Origin of the sequence: Xanthomonas sp. LMG 12459, from assembly GCF_009192905.1 — a bacterium.
Lineage (GTDB): Bacteria > Pseudomonadota > Gammaproteobacteria > Xanthomonadales > Xanthomonadaceae > Xanthomonas_A > Xanthomonas_A sontii.
The window spans coordinates 28111-51372 of record NZ_NSGT01000050.1 but is presented as its reverse complement, the minus strand read 5'-3'; the positions used below and the strand labels follow the sequence as shown (position 1 = coordinate 51372).

At 69.0% G+C, this 23262-nt stretch carries 19 protein-coding genes, 1 tRNA gene and 1 pseudogene; 19 read left to right on the top strand and 2 right to left on the bottom strand.

Annotated features, from left to right (window positions below):
* Nucleotides 1-9: 9 nt before the first annotated feature.
* From rplT to CEK65_RS12360, 19 genes and pseudogenes are all read left to right on the top strand, one after another.
* Nucleotides 10-369 carry a 50S ribosomal protein L20 gene (gene rplT, locus CEK65_RS12450; RefSeq protein WP_010342859.1) on the top strand — a complete coding sequence of 120 codons (360 nt, stop codon included), beginning with the start codon at nt 10-12 and terminating at the stop codon, nt 367-369.
* A 204-nt stretch (nt 370-573) separates the two neighbouring features.
* Nucleotides 574-1569, top strand: a complete 996-nt coding sequence (pheS, locus tag CEK65_RS12445; RefSeq protein WP_010342858.1) for a phenylalanine--tRNA ligase subunit alpha — start codon at nt 574-576, stop codon at nt 1567-1569.
* Between the two features lie 131 nt (nt 1570-1700).
* A complete protein-coding gene (gene pheT, locus CEK65_RS12440) occupies nt 1701-4079 on the top strand; it encodes a phenylalanine--tRNA ligase subunit beta (RefSeq protein WP_152181934.1) in 2379 nt (792 codons plus the stop codon).
* Nucleotides 4080-4102: 23 nt separating this feature from the next.
* Nucleotides 4103-4402: an integration host factor subunit alpha gene (locus CEK65_RS12435; RefSeq protein ID WP_003466661.1), complete on the top strand. Its 300-nt coding sequence runs from the start codon at nt 4103-4105 to the stop codon at nt 4400-4402.
* The gene (locus tag CEK65_RS12430) at nt 4383-4739 is read left to right on the top strand and encodes a MerR family transcriptional regulator (RefSeq protein WP_009597860.1); all 357 of its coding nucleotides are present in this window, start codon (nt 4383-4385) and stop codon (nt 4737-4739) included. The genes CEK65_RS12435 and CEK65_RS12430 overlap by 20 nt, the downstream gene beginning before the upstream one ends.
* 103 nt (nt 4740-4842) lie before the next feature.
* Nucleotides 4843-4919: transfer RNA gene (locus tag CEK65_RS12425), tRNA-Pro, on the top strand.
* Nucleotides 4920-5489: 570 nt separating this feature from the next.
* On the top strand, nt 5490-6182 hold the full coding sequence (locus CEK65_RS12420; RefSeq protein ID WP_152181933.1) for a polysaccharide biosynthesis/export family protein: 693 nt from the start codon (nt 5490-5492) through the stop codon (nt 6180-6182).
* Nucleotides 6179-7615, top strand: a complete 1437-nt coding sequence (locus tag CEK65_RS12415; RefSeq protein WP_152181932.1) for a GumC family protein — start codon at nt 6179-6181, stop codon at nt 7613-7615. The genes CEK65_RS12420 and CEK65_RS12415 overlap by 4 nt, the downstream gene beginning before the upstream one ends.
* Nucleotides 7616-7924: 309 nt before the next feature.
* Nucleotides 7925-9385, top strand: coding sequence for an undecaprenyl-phosphate glucose phosphotransferase (locus CEK65_RS12410; protein ID WP_017916111.1), 1461 nt, complete (start codon nt 7925-7927; stop codon nt 9383-9385).
* Between the two features lie 196 nt (nt 9386-9581).
* Nucleotides 9582-10757 (top strand): annotated as a pseudogene (locus tag CEK65_RS12405) (polysaccharide biosynthesis protein GumE); the annotation flags it as partial.
* A gap of 74 nt (nt 10758-10831) precedes the next feature.
* Nucleotides 10832-11929 (top strand): acyltransferase family protein, encoded by a 1098-nt coding sequence (locus tag CEK65_RS12400; RefSeq protein WP_152181930.1) that lies wholly within the window; start codon nt 10832-10834, stop codon nt 11927-11929.
* Nucleotides 11930-11972: 43 nt separating this feature from the next.
* Nucleotides 11973-13106 (top strand): glycosyltransferase family 4 protein, encoded by a 1134-nt coding sequence (locus CEK65_RS12395; protein WP_152181929.1) that lies wholly within the window; start codon nt 11973-11975, stop codon nt 13104-13106.
* On the top strand, nt 13103-14152 hold the full coding sequence (locus tag CEK65_RS12390) for a GDP-mannose--glycolipid 4-beta-D-mannosyltransferase (RefSeq protein WP_152181928.1): 1050 nt from the start codon (nt 13103-13105) through the stop codon (nt 14150-14152). Before CEK65_RS12395 ends, CEK65_RS12390 begins: the two co-directional genes overlap by 4 nt.
* Nucleotides 14149-15651: a lipopolysaccharide biosynthesis protein gene (locus CEK65_RS12385; protein WP_017910242.1), complete on the top strand. Its 1503-nt coding sequence runs from the start codon at nt 14149-14151 to the stop codon at nt 15649-15651. Before CEK65_RS12390 ends, CEK65_RS12385 begins: the two co-directional genes overlap by 4 nt.
* Before the next feature lie 52 nt (nt 15652-15703).
* Complete coding sequence (locus tag CEK65_RS12380; RefSeq protein ID WP_152181927.1) at nt 15704-16891, top strand: glycosyltransferase; 1188 nt, start codon at nt 15704-15706, stop codon at nt 16889-16891.
* A 51-nt stretch (nt 16892-16942) separates the two neighbouring features.
* Nucleotides 16943-17734: a polysaccharide pyruvyl transferase family protein gene (locus CEK65_RS12375; protein WP_017914098.1), complete on the top strand. Its 792-nt coding sequence runs from the start codon at nt 16943-16945 to the stop codon at nt 17732-17734.
* Nucleotides 17721-18512, top strand: coding sequence for a WecB/TagA/CpsF family glycosyltransferase (locus CEK65_RS12370; RefSeq protein ID WP_152181926.1), 792 nt, complete (start codon nt 17721-17723; stop codon nt 18510-18512). Before CEK65_RS12375 ends, CEK65_RS12370 begins: the two co-directional genes overlap by 14 nt.
* A gap of 74 nt (nt 18513-18586) precedes the next feature.
* A complete protein-coding gene (locus CEK65_RS12365) occupies nt 18587-19057 on the top strand; it encodes a cupin domain-containing protein (RefSeq protein WP_017916102.1) in 471 nt (156 codons plus the stop codon).
* A gap of 17 nt (nt 19058-19074) precedes the next feature.
* Nucleotides 19075-20124, top strand: a complete 1050-nt coding sequence (locus CEK65_RS12360) for a TraB/GumN family protein (protein ID WP_226980566.1) — start codon at nt 19075-19077, stop codon at nt 20122-20124.
* A 395-nt stretch (nt 20125-20519) separates the two neighbouring features.
* On the opposite strand, the gene dxs is transcribed toward CEK65_RS12360, so the two are convergent.
* Both dxs and CEK65_RS12350 read right to left on the bottom strand, forming a co-directional pair.
* A complete protein-coding gene (dxs, locus tag CEK65_RS12355) occupies nt 20520-22433 on the bottom strand; it encodes a 1-deoxy-D-xylulose-5-phosphate synthase (protein WP_152181924.1) in 1914 nt (637 codons plus the stop codon).
* A gap of 150 nt (nt 22434-22583) precedes the next feature.
* Nucleotides 22584-23243, bottom strand: a complete 660-nt coding sequence (locus CEK65_RS12350; protein WP_173003348.1) for an HNH endonuclease — start codon at nt 23241-23243, stop codon at nt 22584-22586.
* Between the last annotated feature and the right edge of the window lie 19 nt (nt 23244-23262).

The following is a 23262-nucleotide window of genomic DNA, read 5'->3' as shown; positions in this document are numbered from 1 at the left end:
GACTGAACCATGGCTCGAGTCAAGCGTGGCGTCCAGGCGCGCCGCCGTCACAAGAAAGTTCTGAACCTCGCCAAGGGCTACTACAACGCCCGTCGCAAGGTCTTCCGCGTCGCCAAGCAGGCGGTGATCAAGGCGCAGCAGTACGCCTACATCGGCCGCAAGCAGAAGAAGCGCAATTTCCGTTCGCTGTGGATCACCCGCATCAATGCGGCGGCCCGCATCAACGGCATGAGCTACAGCCGCTTCATGAACGGCCTGCTCAAGGCCGGCATCACCCTCGACCGCAAGGTGCTGGCGGACATCGCCGTGCACGACGCGCAGGGCTTTGCCGCCCTGGCGGAGAAGGCGAAGGGCGCGCTGGCGGCATAAGTTTGCGAGTCCCTGCAGAAACCCGTGCGTCCACGTGCGGGGTTTCGGCGGGAGCCATCGCAGGCATGCAGGGGAAGGGCGCAAGTCCTTCCCCTTTTGCGTTTTTGGGCACCCCGGCGACGGGGCGCCTGCCGGGTAGGGAGGTTCCGCATCGGCGGGACACGGTGGCCACGGGTTCGGCCGGAGCAGTGAGGCGCGAGTGCAATGAGTGAGATCGATTCCCTGAGCGGGCAGGCGCTGGCGGACATCGCCGCGGCGCAGAGTCCGGAGGCGCTGGAGCAACTGCGGGTCGCGCTGCTCGGCAAGAGCGGCAGCATCACCGCCCAGCTCAAGCAGCTCGGCGCGCTGGCGCCGGAGCAGCGCAAGCTGGCCGGCGAGGCGATCAACCGCGCACGCGACACGGTGTCCGCCGCGCTGGCCGAGCGCCGCACGCTGCTGGAAACCGCGGCGCTGGACGCGCGCCTGGCCGCCGAGCGCATCGACGTGACCCTGCCGGGGCGGCGCGGCGAACGCGGCGGGCTGCATCCGGTCACCCGTACCCTGGAGCGCATCACCGAGATCTTCGCGCGGCTGGGCTACGAGCTGTCCGACGGCCCCGAGATCGAGGACGACTGGCACAACTTCGAGGCGTTGAATTTCCCGCCGCACCACCCGGCGCGGGCGATGCACGACACCTTCTATTTCGGCGACGGCCGCCTGCTGCGCACCCACACCTCGGGCGTGCAGGTGCGCTACATGGGGGAGCATGCGCCGCCGCTGCGCATGATCGCCGCCGGCAAGGTCTACCGCAGCGACAGCGACCAGACCCATTCGCCGATGTTCCACCAGGTCGAAGGCCTGCTGGTCGACGAGCACGCGACCTTCGCCGATCTCAAGGGCACCCTGGCCGAGTTCGTGCGCGCGTTCTTCGAGCGCGATTTCCAGATGCGCTTCCGTCCCAGCTACTTCCCCTTCGTCGAGCCCGGCGCAGAGGTCGACATCGCCTGGCAGCAGCCCGACGGCAGCACCCGCTGGCTGGAAGTGCTCGGCTGCGGCATGGTCCACCCGAACGTGCTGCGCAACGTCGGCATCGACCCGGAGCGCTACACCGGCTTCGCCTTCGGCATGGGCGTGGAGCGCTTCGCGATGCTCCGCTACGGCGTCAACGACCTGCGCGCCTTCTTCGAGAACGACGTGCGGTTCCTGCGGCAGTTTGCTTGAGGCTGGGAGTCGGGAAACGGGAATCGGGAATGGGCAAAGCAACGCAAAGGCTCGTTTCCCCTCTCCGTTTCCGTTCCTAGTAGACCGCGTCTTCGATTCTCCATTCTCCATTCCCGATTCCCGGCCCTTCCATGAAATTCAGCGAAAACTGGCTGCGCAGCCACGTTCCGACCCAGGCTACGCGTGAGCAGCTCACCGCGACCCTGACCGCCATCGGCCTGGAGGTCGAGGAGGTCGTGCCGCTTGGCGACGGCCTGCAGCAGGTGGTGGTGGCGCGGATCGTCGAGGCCGCGCCGCATCCCGAGGCCGACCGGCTGCAGGTGTGCCGGGTCGATGCCGGGCAGGGCGAATTGCTGCAGATCGTTTGCGGCGCGCCCAATGCGCGCGCGGGTCTGGTCGCGCCGCTGGCGCTGGTCGGTGCGCAGGTCGGCGGCATCGCGATCAAGCCGGCCAAGCTGCGCGGGGTCGCGTCCAACGGCATGCTGTGCTCGGCCAAGGAGCTGGGCCTGGACAGCGACGCGTCCGGCCTGTTCGAACTGCCCGACGATGCGCCGATCGGCCAGGCGCTGATCGAGTATCTGGGCCTGCCCGACGCCAGCATCGAGATCAAGCTCACCCCCAACCGCGCCGACTGCTTCGGCGTGCGCGGCATCGCCTACGACGTGGCCGCGGCCTGCGGCAGCGACGTGCTGCCGCTGGCGGTGACGCCGGCGGCGGTGAGCAGCGAGCGCGCGCTGGCGGTGACGCTGGATGCGGGCGCCGATGCGCCGCGTTATTGCGGCCGCGTGGTCGAGGACCTGGATCCGGCGGCGAAGACGCCGCTGTGGATGGCCGAGCGCCTGCGCCGCAGCGGCGTGCGTCCGCTGTCGCTGCTGGTGGACATCACCCAGTACGTGATGCTGGAACTGGGCCAGCCGATGCATGCCTTCGACCTGGACACCTTGCAGGGCCCGATCGGCGTGCGCCACGCGCGCGGCGGCGAGACCCTGACCCTGCTCGATGGCCGCGAGGCCGTGCTGGATCCGGCGTTCCTGCTGATCACCGATGCCGATCGGCCGGTGGCGCTGGCCGGGCTGATGGGCGGCCACGCCACCCGGGTCACCGAGACCACCCGCCACGTGTTCCTGGAGGCCGCGCATTTCGCGCCGGCCGCGATCATGGGCCGCGGGCGCAAGCTCGGCCTGCACACCGATGCCGGTCACCGCTTCGAGCGCGGCGTGGATCCGGCGCTGCCGCGGCAGGCGCTGGAGCTAGCCACGCGGCTGGTGCTGGAGCTGGCCGGCGGGCGCGCCGGCCCGGTGGTCGAGGCCGCCTTGCCCGAATTCCTGCCGGCACCGGCACCGATCGCGCTTCGCCGCGCGCGCATCCTGCGCGTGCTCGGCATCGAGATCGCCGACGCCGACGTCGAGCGCATCCTGCGCGCGCTGGGCATGGAGGTGGTCGCCTCGGCCGACGGCTGGCAGGTCACCGCGCCGAGCCGCCGCTTCGACATCGCCATCGAAGAGGATCTGATCGAGGAGCTGGCGCGCATCCACGGCTACGACCGCCTGCCGACCACCTTGCCCGGCGGCGCCACGCGCATCGCCATGGACAGCGAGACCCAGCTGGACGAGCGCAGCGTGCGTCGCCAGTTGCTGGCGCGCGATCTGCTGGAAACCATCAACTACGCCTTCGTCGATGCTGCGCTGCTGGACCAGTGGGGCCTGCACGACGGGCGCGTGGCCCTGGCCAATCCGCTCAGCGCCGAACTGGCGGTGATGCGTCCGTCGCTGCTGCCGGGGCTGGTCGCCGCGCTGGGCCGCAACGCTGCGCGCCAGGCCGGGCGCGTGCGCCTGTTCGAGCTTGGCAAGGTGTTCGCCGCGGCGGCGGAAGCCGGCGCCGCGCCGACCGAAACCCAGCGGGCGGCGGCGGCGGTGTGCGGCGATGCCGACGCCCTGCAATGGGGCCTGCCGGCGCGCAAGGTCGATTTCCACGACCTCAAGGGCGACCTGGACGCCTTGGCCGCGGCCTCCGGCGCACGCCTGGACTACCGGCCGTCGACGCGTCCGTTCGCGCATCCGACCCGGTCGGCCGACGTCTATCGCGACGACGTGCGGATCGGCTGGATCGGCCAACTGCACCCGCGGCTGCTGCAGGCGATGCAGATCGACGTCGATGTGCTGGCGTTCGAGCTGGACCTGGCGCCGCTGGCCGCGCGTGCCCTGCCGCGCGCCGCCGAGCTGTCGCGGTTCCCGTCGGTGCGCCGCGACCTGGCCTTCGTGGTGCCGGACGCGGTGAGCTGGGCGGCGCTGGCGCGCAGCGTGCGCGCGGCGGTGGGGCCCTTGCTGCGCGAGGTCGTGCTGTTCGACCGCTACGTCGGCGCGGGGGTCGAGGCTGGTTGCAAGAGTCTCGCTATGGGCTTGATTTTGCAGGACAACACGCGCACTCTGACAGACCGCGACGTGGAGGCGGTGGTCGCCGATGCGGTGGCCGCGCTGGCGCGGGAACACGACGCGCGGATGCGTGGTTGAGAAGCACAGGGGATAGCAGGGCGATGGCGTTGACCAAAGCGGAAATGGCCGAGCGGTTGTTCGACGAAGTCGGGCTGAACAAGCGCGAGGCCAAGGAATTCGTCGATGCGTTCTTCGACGTGCTGCGCGATGCGCTCGAGCAGGGGCGGCAGGTGAAGCTGTCCGGTTTCGGCAACTTCGACCTGCGCCGCAAGAACCAACGGCCCGGCCGCAATCCCAAGACCGGCGAAGAGATCCCGATTTCGGCGCGGACGGTGGTGACCTTCCGCCCCGGACAGAAGCTCAAGGAGCGAGTGGAGGCTTATGCTGGACCCGGGCAGTAACCGCGAACTTCCGCCGATTCCGGCCAAGCGCTACTTCACCATCGGTGAGGTCAGCGAGCTGTGCGACGTCAAGCCGCATGTGCTGCGCTACTGGGAGACCGAATTCCCCAGCCTGGAACCGGTCAAGCGGCGCGGCAACCGGCGCTACTACCAGCGCCACGACGTGCTGATGGTGCGGCAGATCCGCAGCCTGCTGTACGAACAGGGCTACACCATCGGCGGTGCGCGCCTGCGCCTGGAAGGCGAGGGTGCCCGCCAGGAATCGGCGCTGAGCAACCAGATCATCAAGCAGGTGCGGCAGGAGCTGGAAGAAGTCCTGCAGTTGCTGCGGCGGTGAACCATGGCGGCGCTGCTGCCGCTAGGAATGGCCGCGGCAAACCCGCTATAATCGCCAGCTCGCAGCAAGGCGGGTCCGCCACGACGGCGGAGACGCAACACACCGGGGTATAGCGCAGCCTGGTAGCGCACTAGTCTGGGGGACTAGTGGTCGTCGGTTCGAATCCGGCTACCCCGACCATCTTTCGAAGGCCCATGTCTGCGACACGGGCCTTTTTGTTTGGGCGCGTCGGATCGGCGGCGCGCGTGCGGCCGGTGTCGGCAATGGGCTGCCCGCCGGGATGGCAATGCGTGTCGGTATCGCGACATAGGGCGATCTGTATCGGCGCAGGGAGGCTGGCGCGTCGCCGTAGACAAAATGCGCGGGATTGCGCTGTCCCGCGACGAGGTCGTCGCCCCACCAGAGCGGAAAGCCCCATGGGAACTGGGAGCTACGCAGCGTCAATGCATTGACATTGATCACGTTAACATCGCGTCGATGGAACGTTCATGGGTCCTTGCTACGCTGAATAGCCGGACATGTAGTTGAACCCTCGCGTTACTGCGTCAAAAAAATGTCGGGTAACGCCTTGGTGGCGGCAGATGCCTGTGCCATAGTGCGTTGCAACACGAAGCTTCGCTGTTGGCCAGGGCCGTTCGTCCCAGGCAGGAATTGACACCGCAATCATCCTCCGACCGGGAACGGAACCCTGGCCGGCTGGGGGAGTGCGGCGCTTCGAAAACCAATCGACAGAGGGCATCAGCATCGCGCATGGGTAAACTTTCCGTGACCTTCCAATGGGCGCTGGCCCTGTTCTGCCTGGGGCTGCTGTCTGCATGCAGCAGCGGGCCGGCGATGCGTACCGACCTGCCGGCGGGCGATCCGCTTGCCGCTTCAATGGGCAAGCCGGAATACCTGCTTGGCCCGGGCGACCTGCTGACGGTCAAGGTGTTCCAGGTCGACGATCTGGAACGGCAGGTGCGGGTCGACAACGAGGGCCGCATCTCGTTGCCGCTGATCGGCGACGTGAAGGCCGCCGGCTCCAGCGTCAATGCGCTGCAGAAGGAGATCGCCGACCGCTACCGCAACGGCTATCTGCAGAACCCGCAGGTGTCGGTGCTGGTCGACGAGTTCACCGGCAACCGGGTCACGGTCACCGGTGCGGTCAGCGAGCCGGGCATCTATCCCATCCAGGGCTCCGCGCTGACCCTGCAGCAGGCACTGTCGCTGGGCAAGGGCGTCAGCGACGTGGCCAGCCGCGGCAATGTGGTGGTGTTCCGCACCGTCGGTGGACAGAAGATGCTGGCGCGTTTCGATCTGCGCGAGATCCAGAAGGGCGCCGCGCCGGATCCGGCGATCTACGGCGGCGACATCGTGGTGGTGTACCGCTCCGATGCGCTGGTATTGCTGCGCACCGTGGTGCAGCTGACCCCGTTCGTGATGGTGTGGAGGGCCTACCGATGAGCGCCTCCACCTTGCCTCCCGTTTCCGCGCCGCGCCCGCGTCCTGTGGGTGCCCCGCTGAGCCCGGCCGACATCGGCCTGCTGGATTACTGGAATGCGCTGTACCGGCAGCGTTGGCTGATCATCGGCATCACCGGGGCAGTCGTCCTGCTGGCGTTGCTGGTGCTCTTGCTGATGACGCCGAAGTACCGCGCCACCAGCGTGCTGCAGATCGAGCGCGAATCGCTCAACGTCGCCAATGTCGCCAACCTGATGCCGGTGGAATCGCCGCAGGATCGCGACTTCTACCAGACGCAGTACGAACTGCTCGGCAGCCGGTCGCTGGCGCGGCAGGTGATCCGCGAGGCCAAGCTGACCGAGGCGCCGGCGTTCAAGCCGCTGGTCGACGAAGCCCTGGAGAAGCTGCAGGACAACGGCGACGGGCGTGCGCCGACGCCGCAGGCGCGTGCCGCCGCGGCGGAGAACGCGCTGGTCGGCCCGGTGCTGGATGCGTTGACCATCGAGCCGGTGCGCGACTCGCGGCTGGTGCGGATCAACTTCGATTCGCCCGACCGGGTGCTGGCCACGCGCGTGGCCAACACCTACGCCAAGATGTTCATCGCCTCGACCCAGGAACGCCGGCTGCAGGCGTCCTCGTTCGCGGCGCGCTACCTGTCCGAGCGCCTGGCGCAACTGCGCGACAAGGTCGAGGAGTCGGAGAAGAACGCGGTCGACTATTCCAGCCAGGAACAGATCGTGTCGATGGGCGAGGACAAGCCCTCGCTGCCCACGCAGAACATGAGCGAACTGAATGTACGCCTGGCCGCGGCGCAGGACGCGCGGATCAAGGCCGAGGCGGCTTGGCGCCAGGCCGGCATCGGCGACGGCATGGGCCTGCCGCAGGTGGTCAGCAACCCGTTGATCCAGAATCTGCGCGCCGAGCAGGCCAAGATGACCGCCGATTACCAGCAGAAGCTGGCGACGTTCCAGCCCGGCTACCCGGAGATGCAGCGCCTGCAGAACCAGATCGCCGAGACCAAGCGGCAGATCGCCGACGAGGTCGCCAACATCCGCAGCGCCCTGAAGAACGACTACGAGTCGGCGCGTCAGCAGGAAACCTTGCTGGCCGACCGCATCGCCGCGCTGAAGAACGACGAACTGGACCTGCAGAGCCGCAGCATCCGCTACACCATGCTGCGCCGCGAGGCCGACACCAACCGCCAGCTCTACGACGCGCTGCTGCAGCGCTACAAGGAGATCGGCGTGGTCGGCAACGTGGGCACCAACAACATTTCGATCGTCGACCGCGCCGATGTGCCGGGCAAGCCGAGTTCGCCGAAGAAGCTGCTCGGCCTGGCGCTGGCCTTCGTGTTCGGCCTGTTCCTGGCGGTGGCGGTGGCGCTGGTGCGCTACTTCATCCGCGAGGCCGAAGCCGCGGCGGCGGCATCGGCGTGATGTCGCGGTGTCATGGCGCGCCGCACCGCGCGAGGCGCGGGTGCGTGCCGCACCGCACACAACGGCATCGGTTCGACGCACAGTCTTCAGTGAGGTGATACGTGGTTCAGCTAGGCAATGAGGTGCTCCATTATTTTCCAGCGCGGTTGTACGAAGACGTTGTTCTGTTGAAGTAATCACGGGCTGCCGTGGACCTGGGGTCGGCGAGGGAGGCGCCGCAGCGGTCCACAGGCAGGCGAAATCGAGGCCCGGCGGCGTCGCATGTTCCCCCGCATGCCGATCGACCGGGTTTGGATAGGAATCCCGATCATGCTTTTGGCAGACCTGAGTAGCGCCACCTATACGACCTCCTCGCCGCGCATGTTGTCCAAGTACGCGGCCGCGGCAGACATCCTGTTGCGCGTGTCCGACCTGACCGTCATGGTCGGCGGCGCGTTGCTCACCCACCGGTTGCTGTTCGGCACCTGGATGCCGGAACCGGCCTACAGGGTGGCGATCGGCACCACCCTGCTGTACGCGGTGATCTGCTTCGCGCTGTTCCCGCTGTACCGCAGCTGGCGCGGGCGCGGCCTGCTGCGCGAGATGATGGTGTTGAGCCTGGCCTGTGGCGGCGTGTTCGCCCTGTTCGCCATGCATGCCTTCGTGGTGCAGTTCGGCCAGCAGGTCTCGCGGCTGTGGATCGGCACCTGGTTCGTCACCAGCCTGGGTACGTTGCTGCTCTCGCGCACGCTGGTGCGCGGCGTGCTCAACCGGCTGCGCTCGGAAGGCGTGGACGTGCAGCGCGTGGTCGTGGTCGGCCTGCGCCATCCGGTGGTGAAGATCCACAACTACCTGAGCCGCAATCCCTGGGTGGGCATGCAGGTGGTGGGCTACTTCAGCAGCGACTACGACCTGTCGGTGGCCGACCATCCGCAGAAGCTGCAGTGCCTGGGCGAGGGCACCGCCGACGCGCTGATCGACTACCTCGACGACCACCAGGTCGAGCAGGTGTGGATCTCGTTGCCGCTGGGCGAGCGCGACCACATCAAGCAGCTGCTGCAGCGCATGGACCGCTATCCGATCCAGGTCCGGCTGATTCCCGATCTGTTCGACTTCGGCATGCTCAACCAGTCCGGCGACCAGATCGGCAACGTACCGGTGATCAACCTGCGCCAGGGCGGCGTGGACCGCAACACTTACTTCGTGGTCGCCAAGGCGCTGCAGGACAAGCTGGTGGCCCTGGCCGCACTGGCCGTGCTGTGGCCGCTGATGCTGGCGATCGCGGTGGGCGTGAAGCTGAGCTCGCCGGGTCCGGTGTTCTTCCGCCAGCGCCGCCACGGCCTGGGCGGGCGCGAGTTCTACATGTACAAGTTCCGCTCCATGCGTGTGCAGCAGGAGCCCAGCGACGTGGTGGTGCAGGCCACGCGCGGCGACAGCCGGGTGACCCGCTTCGGCGCGTTCCTGCGTCGCACCAGCCTGGACGAGCTGCCGCAGCTGTTCAACGTGCTCGGTGGCAGCATGTCGGTGGTCGGCCCGCGTCCGCACGCGGCGCAGCACAACACCCACTACGAAAAGCTGATTCACCATTACATGCAGCGGCACTACGTCAAGCCGGGGATCACCGGCTGGGCGCAGGTCAACGGCTTCCGCGGCGAGACGCCGGAATTGCGCACGATGAAGAAGCGCATCCAGTACGACCTGGACTACATCCGCCGCTGGTCGTTGTGGCTGGACACGCGGATCATCGTGCTGACCGCGTTCAAGGTGCTTGGGCAGAAGACCGCCTACTGATGCGCCCGATGCGTCTTCTTCCCGCCGACCGTGAACAGCGCCGGCGTCGCTTCCGCGTCGCCGTCGTTCCCGTGCTGCGTGCGTCGAACGGCGTGGCGCGCGACACGTTTTTGCCGCGCGTGACGGCAGCCGATGGCCGCGTTGGCGTGCAACGCGCCGCCGCTGCAGCGAGGTGCGCATGCTGAGCGTGCCGGACATGCCGCTGCGCGAGCAGCGCCGCAACCTGCTGATCGAGCTGGTGCTGCTGTTCGCCGTCGGCTACAACTTCGTGCTGGCGGTGATCAACTCGAAGGTGTTCCGGGTCAGCCCGGCGATGACCTACGCGGTGGAGCTGGCGGTGTACGCCGCCTGCTTCCTGCTCGGCCTGCGCGCGCTGGACCGCAAGCGCATGGCGATGGTGTTCACCGGCATCGCGCTGCTGGCGCTGCTGATGCTGGTGCGCCTGTTCATGGCGTGGACGCTGGATCCGAAGTTCTTCCGCGATGCGCTGATCCCGTTCGCCTTCCTGATGCTCGGCGCGGCCTACACCGGCTCGCTGCCGCGCATGTTCGTGCGCATGGCGCTGCTGGTGTCGCTGGTGGCGGTGTTCGAGCTGGCCCTGCCCAAGGTCTACGGCGACGTGGTCAACCCCAAGAGCTATTTCGTCAACGCGCGCGGCGCCAGCGCGTCGAGCTTCTGGAACCAGGACAGTAACCTGTTCGTCAGTGCGACACGCCCGGGCGCGCGCAACTTCCTGCCGTCCTCGAACCTGCCGCGCGCCTCCTCGGTATTCATCGAGCCGGTGACGATGGGCAACTTCATCATCTTCTTCACCGCGATCCTGCTGACGTTCTGGCGCTGGATGCGGCCGTTGGCGATCGTCGCCTCGGTGGCGATGATCGGCTTCCTGATCGTGGCCTCGGACGGGCGCCTGGCCGCCGGTACCTGCGTGATGATGGCGCTGCTGAGTCCGCTGCTGCTGCGCATGGACCAGCGCCTGGGCTTCTTGATCTTCTTCGCGGTGATGGGTGGGGCGTGGCTGCTGGTGTGGGCCTCCGGCATCCAGAGCTATGAGGACACCACGCTGGGGCGGGTGTTCTTCACCGTCGATTCGATCCGCAGGATGAGCGCCGATGCGTGGATGGGGCTGGACGTGGACCAGCCGTACCGCTACTTCGACAGCGGCATCGCCTACTTCATCTCCTCGCAGTCGGTGCTGCTGGTGCTGGCGTTCCTGCTGGCGTACTCGTTTGCGATGCTGATGCGCACCATCGAAGGGCAGCTGTTCAAGAACCTGCTGATCTTTGCCTTCTCGCTGAGCCTGCTGGTCTCCAACGGCTACTTCTCGATCAAGACCGCGGCGCTGTGGTGGTTCGTCTGCGGGTGCCTGTGGCAGATGGCGCCCCGCCTGCGCGAGTCAGCTGCAGTGCCTGCGGCGCCGGCTCCCCGCATCCCGGCGGTGCCGGCATGAGCGCGCCCGCCACGGCTGTTTCCGCGTCCGTGCCGGCGCAGGGGCGCAGCGCACGGGCGAGCGCGCCGCGCGACATGCGCATCGATGCGGCCAAGGCGATCGCGATCCTGCTGGTGGTGTTCGGCCATGCCAAGGGCATTCCGCACGCGTATGTGATCCTGGCCTACAGCTTCCACGTGCCGATGTTCTTCCTGTTGTCGGGCTGGGTCGGCGAGGCCTTCGGCAACCGCCCGTTGACCCTGGCCACGGTCGGCAAGCTGGCGCGCAGCCTGCTGCTGCCGTACGTGGCGTTCTTCTTCGTCGCCTACGCGTACTGGATGCTGACCCGGCATATCGGCAGCAAGGCGCAACTGTGGGGCGACCGGCCCTGGTGGGAGCCGCTGCTGGGCCTGGTCAGCGGCATCGGGCCCAAGCTCTACGTGATGCCCGCGCTGTGGTTCCTGCCTGCGCTGTTCGTGACCACGCTGGCGTATCTGGCGCTGCGTCGTATGCTGTCGTTGCCGGTGCTGGTCGGGTTGTCGTTGCCGCTGGCCTGGGGCTGGGCGTGCTGGTTCCCGGGGCAGGACATGCGCCTGCCGTTCTCGCTGGACGTGCTGCCGGTGGCGTTGTGCTTCTTCGCGATCGGCGCGCTCGCCGCGACGCGGGCGCAGTGGTGGCCGGCACGGCCGGCCGGCAATGCGCTGGCGGCGCTGCTGCTGGGCGTGGCCTGGTTCGCGATCGCCTGGCACAACGGCCGCGTGGACGTGAACATGCTCAAGTTCGGCGATTCCCCGCTGGCGTTCCTCGCCGCCAGCCTGCTCGGCACCGCCATGGCGCTGTGCGTCGCCGGGCTGATGCAGCACTGGGCCTGGCTGCAGTGGATCGGACGCAACACCTTGCTGATCCTGTGCACGCATACCTTGTTGTTCTCGGTGATGGCCGGCGTCGCCGTCCGCACCGGTCTGGTCCGCGGCGATGCGTGGGGACCGGCCTGGGCGGTATCGGTCGGCGCGCTGGCGATGCTGGCCAGCGTGCCGATGCGCGCGGTGCTGGTGCGGATTGCGCCGTGGATGATCGGCGTGCGTCGCAGCGCAGTCGCGGGAGCGACGGCATGACGGCGGCGTTGCGGGCCGCGCACGGGCGCGACGGAGGCCGGGCATGAAGGTGGTTCACGTGGTGCGCCAGTTCCATCCGTCGGTCGGCGGCATGGAGGAGGTGGTGCTGAACATCGCGCGCCGCCATCTGCAGCAGGGCCGCGACCAGGTCGAAGTGGTGAGCCTGGAGCGGGTGTTCACCGATCCGCAGCAGCGCCTGGCGCCGCGCGACAACCATCAGGGCGTGCCGATCGTGCGCTTGCCGTACCGCGGTTCCTCGCGCTACCCGCTGGCGCCGTCGGTGCTGTCGGCAGTGCGCGGCGCCGATCTGCTGCACGTGCACGGCATCGATTTCTTCTACGACTTCCTGGCCCTGACCCGGCCGCTGCACCGTGTGCCGATGATTGTGTCCACCCATGGCGGTTTCTTCCATACCACCTATGCCTCGCGCCTGAAGATGCTCTGGTTCAAGACCCTCACCCGTGCATCCGCACTCGCCTACGCGCGGGTGGTGGCGACCAGCGAGAACGATGGCCGGCTGTTCTCGCAGGTGGTCGCGCCGCAGCGGCTGCGGGTGATCGAGAACGGGGTGGACGTGGACAAGTTCGCCGGGCAGGGCAGCGCCACGCCGGGGCGCACGCTGATCTACTTCGGGCGCTGGTCGGTCAACAAGGGCCTGCTGGAGACGTTGGACCTTTTGCGTGCGCTGGCCGCACAGGATCCGGCCTGGCAGTTGATCGTGGCCGGGCGCGAGTACGACTTCAGCATGGCCGACCTGCAGCAGGCGATCGCCGAGCGCGGCCTGCAGCAGCGGGTACGCCTGCAGGTGGCGCCGACCCAGGCGCAACTGGCGCAGTTGCTCGGCAGCGCGCAGTACTTCGTCTGCCTGTCGCGGCACGAGGGATTCGGCCTGGCCGCGGTGGAGGCGATGAGCGCGGGGCTGCTGCCGATCCTCAGCGACATCCCGCCGTTTGCGCGCCTGCACCGCGAGTCGGGGCAGGGCGTGCTGGTCGATCCGGCCGATGCGCAGACAGCCGCGGCCACCGTTCGTGCCTTCGCCGCCGGCACCGATGCGGACTTTGCCGCGCAGCGCGCAGCGGCAATGGCCTACGCGCATCGCTACGACTGGGACCGTGTGGTCGGCGCCTATCTGGACGAATATCGCCTGGCGCTGGGCGGCACGGAGGGCGGCCGATGAGCGGCGAGAGCCAGCGCCATGGCACGTCGCAGCAGGCCGCGCCGGCGGTCACCGTGCTGCTGTCCACCGAGCGCCCGACCGCGACCACCAATCCCTATCTGACCCAGCTCTACGCGGCGTTGCCGCCGCAGGTGCAGCTGCGCTTCTTCTCGATGCGCGCGGCGCTGCTGTCGCGCTACGACGTGCTGCACCTGCACTGGCCGGAGTACCTGCTGCGGCATCGCACGGCGCTCGGCACCCTCGCCAAGCAGCTCTGTGTCGCCGTGCTGCTGCTGCGCCTGCGCCTGGCCGGGGTGCCGCTGGTGCGCACCCTGCACAACGTGGCGCCGCACGAGGACAAGGGCTGGCGCGAACGCCTGTTGCTGCGCTGGATCGACCGCCAGACCGCGCGCTGGATCCGCATCAACGCGACCACGCCCGCACGCGCGCCGGCCACCGACACCATCCTGCACGGCCATTACCGCGACTGGTACGCGCCGCTGCCGCAACCGCCGCGTGTCCCCGGGCGCCTGCTGCATTTCGGGCTGCTGCGCCCGTACAAGGGCGTGGAGACGCTGATCGCGACGTTCGGCGCGCTGCCCGATCCGCAACTCAGCCTGCGCATCGCCGGCAACCCGATCGATGCGCAGATCCGCGGTGTGGTCGAGCGCGCCTGCGCCGAGGACCCGCGGATCAGTGCGCGCCTGCAGTACGTGGAGGACGCGGTGCTGGCGCAGGAGATCGGCGAGGCCGAACTGGTGGTGCTGCCGTACCGGCAGATGCACAACTCCGGCACCCTGCTGCTGGCGCTGTCGCTGGCGCGCCCGGTGCTGGTGCCGTGGAGCGAGGCCAATGCCGCCATCGCCGACGAGGTCGGCGCGCAGTGGGTGCAGCTGTACGAGGGCGAGCTGGATGCGGCGCAACTGGCGCAGGCATTGGTGCAGGCGCAGCAGCTGCCGGCCGACGCCGTGCCGGACCTGTCGCGGCGCGACTGGAACGGCATCGGTCTGCAGCATTACCGCAGCTATCTGCAGGCGCTGACCGTGCGCCGCGGGGAGGACGCATGAGCAGCGCCGAGACCCCGCGGCCGGCAGCGCCGCAACCCGGACTGGGCGCCCGCGCCGCCGGCGGCGCGGCGGTGACCATGGCCGGGCAGCTGGCCAAGATGGTGGTGCAGTTCGGCGGCATCATTCTGCTGGCGCGGCTGCTGACGCCCTACGACTACGGCCTGATGGCGATGGTGACGGCGATCGTCGGCATGGCCGAGATCCTGCGCGACTTCGGCCTGTCCTCGGCGGCGATCCAGGCCAAGCACGTCAGCCGCGAGCAGCGCGACAACCTGTTCTGGATCAACAGCGGCATCGGCCTGGCGTTGGCGATCGTGGTGTTCCTGTCCTCGTCGTGGATCGCGCACTTCTACCGCGAGCCGGCCTTGCTCGGCATCTCGCAGGCGCTGGCGGTGACCTTCCTGTTCAACGGCATGACCACGCAGTACCGCGCGCACCTGAGCCGCGCGCTGCGCTTCGGCCAGGTCTCGCTGAGCGACGTCGGCGCGCAGGTGCTGGGCCTGCTGGCCGGCGTCGGCGTGGCCCTGGCCGGCTACGGCTACTGGGCGCTGGTCTGGCAGCAGGTGGTGCAGGCCCTGGTCAATCTGCTGATCGCTGGCGCCTGCGCGCGCTGGCTGCCGCGCGGCTACCGGCGCGATGCGCCGATGCGCACCTTCCTCAGCTTCGGCTGGAACCTGATGGCGGCGCAGTTGCTCGGCTATGCCAGCCGCAATGTCGGCCAGGTGATCATCGGCCACCGCATCGGCGCCGAGGCGCTGGGCCTGTACAACCGCGCATTCCAGCTGCTGATGATGCCGCTGAACCAGATCAACGCGCCGGCCACCTCGGTGGCGCTGCCGGTGCTGTCGCAGCTGCAGGACGACCCGCCGCGCTTCGGCAACTTCCTGCTGCGGGGGCAGACGGTGATGGTGCACCTGATCGTCGCACTGTTCTCCTTCGCCTGTGCGCTGGCGATGCCGCTGATCGTGCTGGTGCTGGGCGAACAGTGGCGGCCGGCGGTGCCGCTGTTCCAGGTACTGACGCTCGGCGGCATCTTCCAGACCGCGTCCTACGCCACGTACTGGGTGTTCCTGGCGCTGGGCCTGATGCGCCAGCAGCTGGTGTATTCGGTGGTGGGGCGGGTGATGCTGATCGCCTGCATCTTCGCCGGCTCGCTGTGGGGCGTGATGGGCGTGACCGTGGGCTACACGCTGGGCTTGTTGGTGATGTGGCCGCTGTCGGTGATCTGGATCGCGCGCATCGCGCCGCAGATCCCGGCCTGGGAGTTGTTCAACAACGCCTTGCGCGCGGTGCTCGGCTACGGCGTCTGCGGCGTTGCCGCGTACTTTGCCGCACAGCAGTGGGGTGGCGCGTCGTTGTGGCTGCAACTGATCGTCGGCGCGGTGGCGATGGCGCTGGGCTGCCTGCTGGTGTTCGCGCTGTGGCCGGCGTTCCGCCGCGATGTGTTGGCGATCCTGCAGATGCGCACGCTGTTGCGTCAGGCGCGGGGGCCGCGATGAATACCGGACTGCCGCGTCTTTCTTTCCCTTCCATCCGCCTAGGAGCGAGCGCATGAGCGATTCTTCCGCAGCGGCGCTGCCCACGCCGGCGCCGAGCGCAGCGGCCACTGGCCGCGCGCCGTGCTACCTGGTGCTGTCGGCGCACGACTACCGCACGCCGCGGCGCGCCAACATCCACTTCATCGCCGACGAGCTGGCCAAGCGCGGCCCCACGCGCTTCTTCTCGCTGCGTTACAGCCTGCTGTCGCGGCTCAAGGGCGATCTGCGCCTGCCGCTGGACGCCACCGCCAACCAGGTGGTCCGCCACAACGGCGTGGACTGCTATCTGTGGCGCGCGCTGCTGCATCCGTTCAACACCCGGCGGCGCTGGCTGCGGCCGCTGGAAGACCTGATGTTCAAGGTCTACGCGGCGCGTGCGCCGGCCACGCTGATCCGCTGGATGCGCGAGGCCGACGTGATCGTGTTCGAAAGCGGCATCGCGGTGGCGTTCATCGCGCTGGCGGCGCGGATCAACCCGACCGCACGCAAGGTGTACCGCGCCTCCGACGGCTTGAGCACGATCAACGTCGCCGACTACATCGAGCGCGAATTCGACCGCGTGGCGCCGAGCCTGGACGTGATCGCGCTGGTGTCGCCGGCGATGGCCGAGGAGGTCGCCAGCCGCCACAACGTGTACCACGTCGGCCACGGCGTGGACCACGACCTGCACACGTTGGGCGACCCGTCGCCGTACGGCGAGGGCATCCATGCGGTGGCGGTGGGCTCGATGCTGTTCGATCCCGAGTTCTTCGTCGCCGCCAGCCGCGCCTTCCCGCAGGTCACCTTCCACGTGATCGGCTCGGGCATGGGGCGCGCGCCAGGCTATGGCGACAACGTGGTGGTGTACGGCGAGATGAAGCACGCCGAGACCATTCGCTACATCAAGCACGCCCGCTTCGGCATCGCCCCGTACGCGTCCGAGCAGGTGCCGGCGTATCTGGCCGACAGTTCGATGAAGCTGCTGCAGTACGACTTCTTCGGCCTGCCGGCCGTCTGCCCCAATGCCGTGGTCGGCCGCTATCCGTCGCGCTTCGGCTACACCCCGGGCGACGAGGCATCGATCGTCGCCGCGATCGGGCAGGCGCTGCAGGCGCCGCACGTGCGCCATCGGCAGTGCCTGAGCTGGTCCGACACCACTGACCGGGTGCTGGACCCGGCCGCCTACCCGGAGACCCGTCTGTTTGCCGACGGCGTGGCCTGAGTCCACGCCCCGGCTTGTCCGCCGTACCCCCCGCGCAACCAAGGAGGACCGATGTCCGCATTGCAAAAATGGATCGATTACGAAGAGCGCCGGGCGCTGTTCTGGTGGAAGCCGAAGAACGGCGAGATCAACGTCGGCGATCATCTTTCCAAGATCATCGTCTCCAACGTGCTTGGCCAGCGCGACCGCACCTTGCTGGACAAGCGCGACAAGCGCACGCGGCTGATCGCGATCGGCTCGGTGCTGCATTTCGCCCGCGACGGCGACACCGTGTGGGGCAGCGGGGTCAACGGCAAGATTCCCGCCGACCGCCATACCTTCCGCCAGCTCGACGTGCGTGCGGTGCGCGGCCCCAAGACCCGCGCGTTCCTGCGCGAGCGCGGCCTGCAGGTGCCGGAGGTTTACGGCGATCCGGGTCTGCTGATGCCGTTGTTCTTCCCGCGCGAGGCGCTGTTGGCGCCATCGGCACGGCAGCCGTTCCTGGTGGTGCCGCACTTCAACGAACCGTTGGACAAGTATGCGCAGTACAAGGACCACCTGGTGCTGCCGAACCGCCAGCCGGCCGCCTTCGTGCGGCAATTGCTCGGCGCCGACCTGGTCGTGTCCAGCTCCTTGCACGGGCTGATCCTGGCCGAAGCCTACGGCGTGCCGTCGGTGTACCTGGACTGGGGCAACGGCGAGGACCGCTTCAAGTACGACGACTACTACGCCGGCACCGGCCGCAGCCGCTGGCATGCCGGGCACACGGTGGAGGAATGCGTGGCGCTGGGCGGCAATACCGTGTTCGACCTGGCCGCGGTGCAACGCGGCCTGCTGGAGAGCTTTCCGCATGACCTCTGGTGAGCGCGCGACCGGCGAGGTGCTGGCGCTGGGCGGTTATCCGATCCTGCGCAGCACCGAGACCGAGTTCGTTGCCGCGTTGCTGCAGGCGCTGGCGCGCGGCGAGCGCCGCCAGGTGTTCTTCGCCAACACCAACTTCGTGGTGCAGTGCCAGGCCCTGCGTGCGCAACTGGCTGCGCCGGACGTGTGCATCGTCAACGACGGCATCGGCATGGACCTGGGCGCGCTGCTGGTGCACGGCCGCCGCTTCGCCGGCAACCTCAACGGCACCGATCTGATTCCGGCGCTGTGCCGGCAGAGCCCGCGGCCGCTGCGCTTCTTCCTGCTCGGCGGCCGGCCCGGCGTGGCCGACACCGCGGCGCAGACCTTGCGGCAGACGCTGGGGCAGAAGGTGGTCGGCACCTGCGACGGCTATGCCGAGTTCGCCGCGGCCGGCGACGGGCTGGCCGCGCGCATCAACGCCAGTGGCGCCGACGTGCTGCTGGTGGCGTTCGGCAATCCGCTGCAGGAGCGCTGGCTGCTGCAGCAGGCGGGGCAACTGCAGGTGCCGCTGGCGTTCGGCGTGGGCGCGCTGCTGGACTTCCTGTCCGGCACCGCGCGGCGCGCGCCGGCCTGGGTGCGCCGGCTGCGCCTGGAATGGATCTACCGCTTGCTGCGCGAGCCGCGGCGCCTGCTCAAGCGCTACAGCTGGGATCTGCTGGTGTTCTTCGCGCTGTGCCTGCGGCATGGCAGGCGGCTGGGCGCCACGCCGCCTGCACGGGACTCGCTGCGCCCCTCGTGACGTCGACCGGCCGCCGCCGCGGAAATGGCGCGGCCTGACATCCGCACGGCCGTGCGCCGGATTAGACTGGGCGCATGTCCAGCGCCGCCGCCTTCCGAATCGCCGCCTTGGTGCGCGACCTGTCGCTGCTGCCGCACCCGGAAGGCGGGCGCTACGCGCGCGTGCATACCTCGGCCCTGATGGTGCAGCACGAGCAGACGTTGCGCCCGGCCTGCACCGCGATCCGCTTCCTGCTGGCGCAGGGCGAAGTCAGCAATTGGCACCGCATCGATGCCGACGAGACCTGGCAATGGGAAGAGGGCGGTGCTCTGGAACTGCTGGGCTTCGATCCGCAGCATGGCCTGCAGCGCTACCGCCTGGATGCCAGCGAGCGTGGCGGCATGCCGTCGGTGGTGATCGCGGCCGGCACCTGGCAGGCCGCGCGTCCGCTGGCCGATTACTGCCTGGTGCGCTGCGTGGTGGCGCCGGGGTTCCTGTGGGAGCGCTTCGAACTGCTGGCGGACACCGACCCGCTGGCCACGCACCTGCCGAAGCTGGCGGACTGATGCCGGGGCGGCGCGGGGTGCGCGCAGCGACCGCGCCGGGGACCGTCGCGCGCCGGCTCGGCCGGGCGTTGTGCCTGGCGGCGGCGTTGCTGGCGGCGGGCATTCCCGCCGTGCAGGCGCAGACCGCGACGCCGGCCGCACCGGCCCATCCGCCGGTGGTCGACCTGGAGGCGGTGCTGGTGAGCGGGCGCCAGCCCGGCCCGGGGCTGTGGCAGGTGCGCCGCGGCGACCACGTGCTGTGGATCCTCGGTACGGTGTCGCCGCTGCCCAAGCGCATGCAGTGGGAATCGGGCGAAGTGGAGCGGGTGATCGCCCAATCGCAACAGGTGATCGCGGCGCCGACCCTCACCCTGGACTCGGGCCTGGGCATGTTCCGCAGCCTGATGCTGCTGCCGTCCTTGCTCAAGGCGCGGCGCAATCCCGACGACCGCACCCTGCAGCAGGTGCTGCCGCCGGAGCTACATGCGCGTTGGCTGCCGCTGAAGGCGCGCTACCTGGGCCGCGACGGCAGCGTGGAACGCTGGCGGCCGGTGTTCGCGGCGCAGGAGCTGTACGAAGCGGCGATGCGCACTTCCGGCCTGAGCCTGGGCAGCGTGGTGCAGCCGGTGATCGCGCGTGCGGCCAAGCGCGCCAGGGTGCCGATCGTGCCGGTGGTGGTGGAGGTCAAGGTGCCCGACGCCAAGCGCGCGCTGCAGGAGTTCCGGGCGACCTCGCTCAACGACAGCGCCTGTTTCGCGCGCACCTTGCAGGTCATCGATCGCGACCTGGAGACGATGCGCCAGCGCGCCAATGCGTGGTCCGAAGGCGATCTGGACACGCTGGCCAGGCTGCCCGCCAACGATCAGTACCGGGTGTGCCTGGACGCGGTCGGCGAAGCGGCGATCGCGCGCAAGCTGGGCCTGGGCGATGTGCGCCAGCGTGCGCAGGCGGCCTGGTTGCAGGTGGCCGAGCGGGCGCTGGCGCAGAACCGCTCCAGTTTCGCGGCGTTGCCGATGCAGACCCTGCAGGAGCCGGGCGGGCCGCTGGATCGGCTACGCGCCAGCGGCGCCGAGGTGATCGCGCCCTAGGGCGTGTCATCAATTCCCGAGTATGCCGCGTTGGGTCTGGCAGGCGCGCGGCCGGCGTTGCGTGGCGCAGCGCCTGACTGGCCGTCAGGTCAAGCCGCGCGGCGCCGGCCGCGCGCCTGCCAGGCCCAACCCGAAGGGCCGTGATTGCGCGCGCCCATGGCCGCGTCATCGCTCGGGCGTGGACGGACGTCCACTTCCTCGCTCTTCCTTGCCACAGGCGCGCGCAATCGCGGCGCGGCATGCTCGGGGATTGATGACATGCCCTAGGTCACGCGCTGGAGACGCCGGGGCAATCGAAAGCGGCATGAGGCACATCGAGAACCGTGCGCAATGCCCCAAGCAGGCACGGCATGCGCCAACCGCCGTGCCGTTGCTCTGCTCGCAATCGCGACGGGTCAGCCCGCCGCAGTGCGCGGTGCGCTGGCGTTGGTGCCCAGCTGCGGCCAGCGCTTCAACACCGCGGCACGGATGCCGGCGGCGTCGATGCCGGCTTCGGCCAGCAATTGCTCGCGGCTGGCGTGGTGCTGGAACGCGTCGGGCAGGCCCAGGTGCAGCACCGGGCGCAGCACGCCTTCGGCGTTGAGCAGCTCGGCCACGCCGGAACCGGCACCGCCGGCCACCACGTTGTCCTCGATGGTCACGAAGCCTTCGTGGCTCTGCGACAGCTCCAGCAGCAGGGCGCGGTCCAGCGGCTTGACGAAGCGCATGTTGACCACGCTCAGACCGAGCTCGCGGCCGACCTGTTCGGCCGCCGCCAGGGTCGCACCGAACGCCAGCAGCGCCACCGTGTGGCCCTGCGCGCGCACTTGCGCCTTGCCGATCGGCAGGGGTTCCAGCGTGGTCCCGGGGGCGACCCCGGGGCCGGTGCCGCGCGGGTAGCGCACGGCGGCCGGGCCGGCATGGCGCAGGCCGGTACTGAGCAGTTGCCGGCACTCGGCTTCGTCGGCCGGCGCCATCACCACCAGGTGCGGCACGCAGCGCAGGAAACTCAGGTCCAGGTTGCCGGCGTGGGTGGCGCCATCCGGGCCGACCACGCCGCCGCGGTCGATCGCGAACAGCACGTCGAGCTGCTGCACCGCCACGTCGTGCACCAACTGGTCGTAGCCGCGCTGCAGGAAGGTGGAATAGATCGCCACCACGGGTTTAGCGCCGTGCACGGCCATGCCCGCGGCCAGGGTCACCGCGTGCTGCTCGGCGATGGCCACGTCGAAATAGCGCTGCGGGTATTCCTTGCTGAAGCGCACCAGGCCCGAGCCCTCGCGCATCGCCGGGGTGATCGCCAGCAGTGCCGGCTCGGCCGCGGCCATGTCGCAGATCCAGTCGCCGAACACGTCGGTGTAGGTCGGCGCCTTGGCGCCCGGCTTGGCCACCAGGCCCTTGCTCGGATCGAACGGGCCCACGGCGTGGTAGCCGATCTGGTCGCCCTCGGCCAGTTCGTAGCCCTTGCCCTTGGTGGTGATGACGTGCAGCAGCTGCGGACCCTTGAGGGTCTTGAGCGTCTTCAGCGCGCCGAGCAGCGCCGGCAGGTCGTGGCCGTCGATCGGGCCGGTGTAGTGGAAGCCCATTTCCTCGAACAGCGTGGACGGCACGAACATGCCCTTCCAGTGTTCTTCCCAGCGTCGCACGAAGCGCGCGGTGGGGTTGCTCTTCTTGTCGCCGAGGATCTTCTTGCCGCCCTCGCGGATGGCGTTGAGGGTCTTGCTGCCGCTCATCCGCCCCAGCATCTTGGTGACCCCGCCGACCGCCTCGGAGATCGACATGCGGTTGTCGTTGAGGATCACCAGCAGGTTCGGTTCCGGGTCCATGCCGCCGGCGTGGTTCAGCGCCTCGTAGGCCATGCCCGCGGTCATCGCGCCGTCGCCGATCACCGCCACCACCTTGCGCTCGTCGCCCATGCGCTGCAGCGCCACCGCCATGCCCAGCGCGGCCGAGATCGAGGTGGAGGAATGGCCGACGCCGAAGGTGTCGTACTCGCTTTCCTCGCGCTTGGGGAACGGCGCCACGCCATCGGCCTGCTTGACCGTGTGGATGCGGTCGCGTCGCCCGGTGAGGATCTTGTGCGGATAGGTCTGGTGGCCGACGTCCCACACCAGTTGGTCGACCGGCGTGTCGTAGAGGTAGTGCAGGGCGACGGTGAGTTCGATCACGCCCAGGCCGGCGCCGAAATGGCCGCCGCTCTTGCCGACGCACTCGATCAGAAAGGCGCGCAGTTCCTCGGCGATGGCCGGCAGCTCCGATTCATCGAAGCGACGCAGTTCGGCGGGGACCTGGATGCGCGAGAGGCGCGGATAGCGGGTGGGGTCGATCATCGGAATGGAGGTTCAGCGGACCTGTCATTTTCCTCTCCATTCCGGGCACGCGCAATCAACCCGTTCATCCGCGGGCGCGTGGATGGCCGGTTTTGGCCGGGGTGCGGCAATCCGTCGCAGCGGGCGTGAGGGCGGCGTGAGGCCGCGCGGCTACAACGAGAGCTTCGAGCGCTTCGGCAACTGCGCCTTCAGGAACGACATCTGGTCGGCCAGGATGTTGCGGTTGGACAGGATCAGATGCTCGATCCAGCTCGGCCGGTACGGCACGGCCAGCAGCGGCATTGACGCCTGCTGCGGGGTGCGGTTGCCCTTGCGCGAATTGCAGTGGAAGCAGGCGGTGACCACGTTCTCCCAGATGTCGCGGCCGCCCTTGGACACCGGCAGCACGTGGTCGCGGGTCAGTTGCGGGCGGCTGAACTGCTGGCCGCAGTACAGGCACAGCTGCGCGTCGCGGGCGAACAGCGCGGTATTGGTCAGGGTCGGGGTGGGGTCGAGCGCACGCGCATGCGCGTGGCCGCGCGCGGCGATGATCGGATGCAGCTCCAGCACGCTGCGCTCGCCGCTGGCGCGGCTGATGCCGCCGTGGATGTGCAGGCACGGCTCGCCGAGCGTCCAGGCCACCGCGCCGCGTGCGTACAGGCAGGCGGCATCCTGCCAGTTGATCCAGTCCAGCACGCGGCCATGCGCGTCCAGCGACAGCAGCCGGACCGAAGGCAGGTGGGAAGGGGACGCCGCAGGCGACGGGACCGCGGCCGAGGCGCCGCAGGCCCCGGTATCGATCAGACCAAGCGTTGTTGTGTCTGTCTCCATCGGGAAGACAGCTTATACC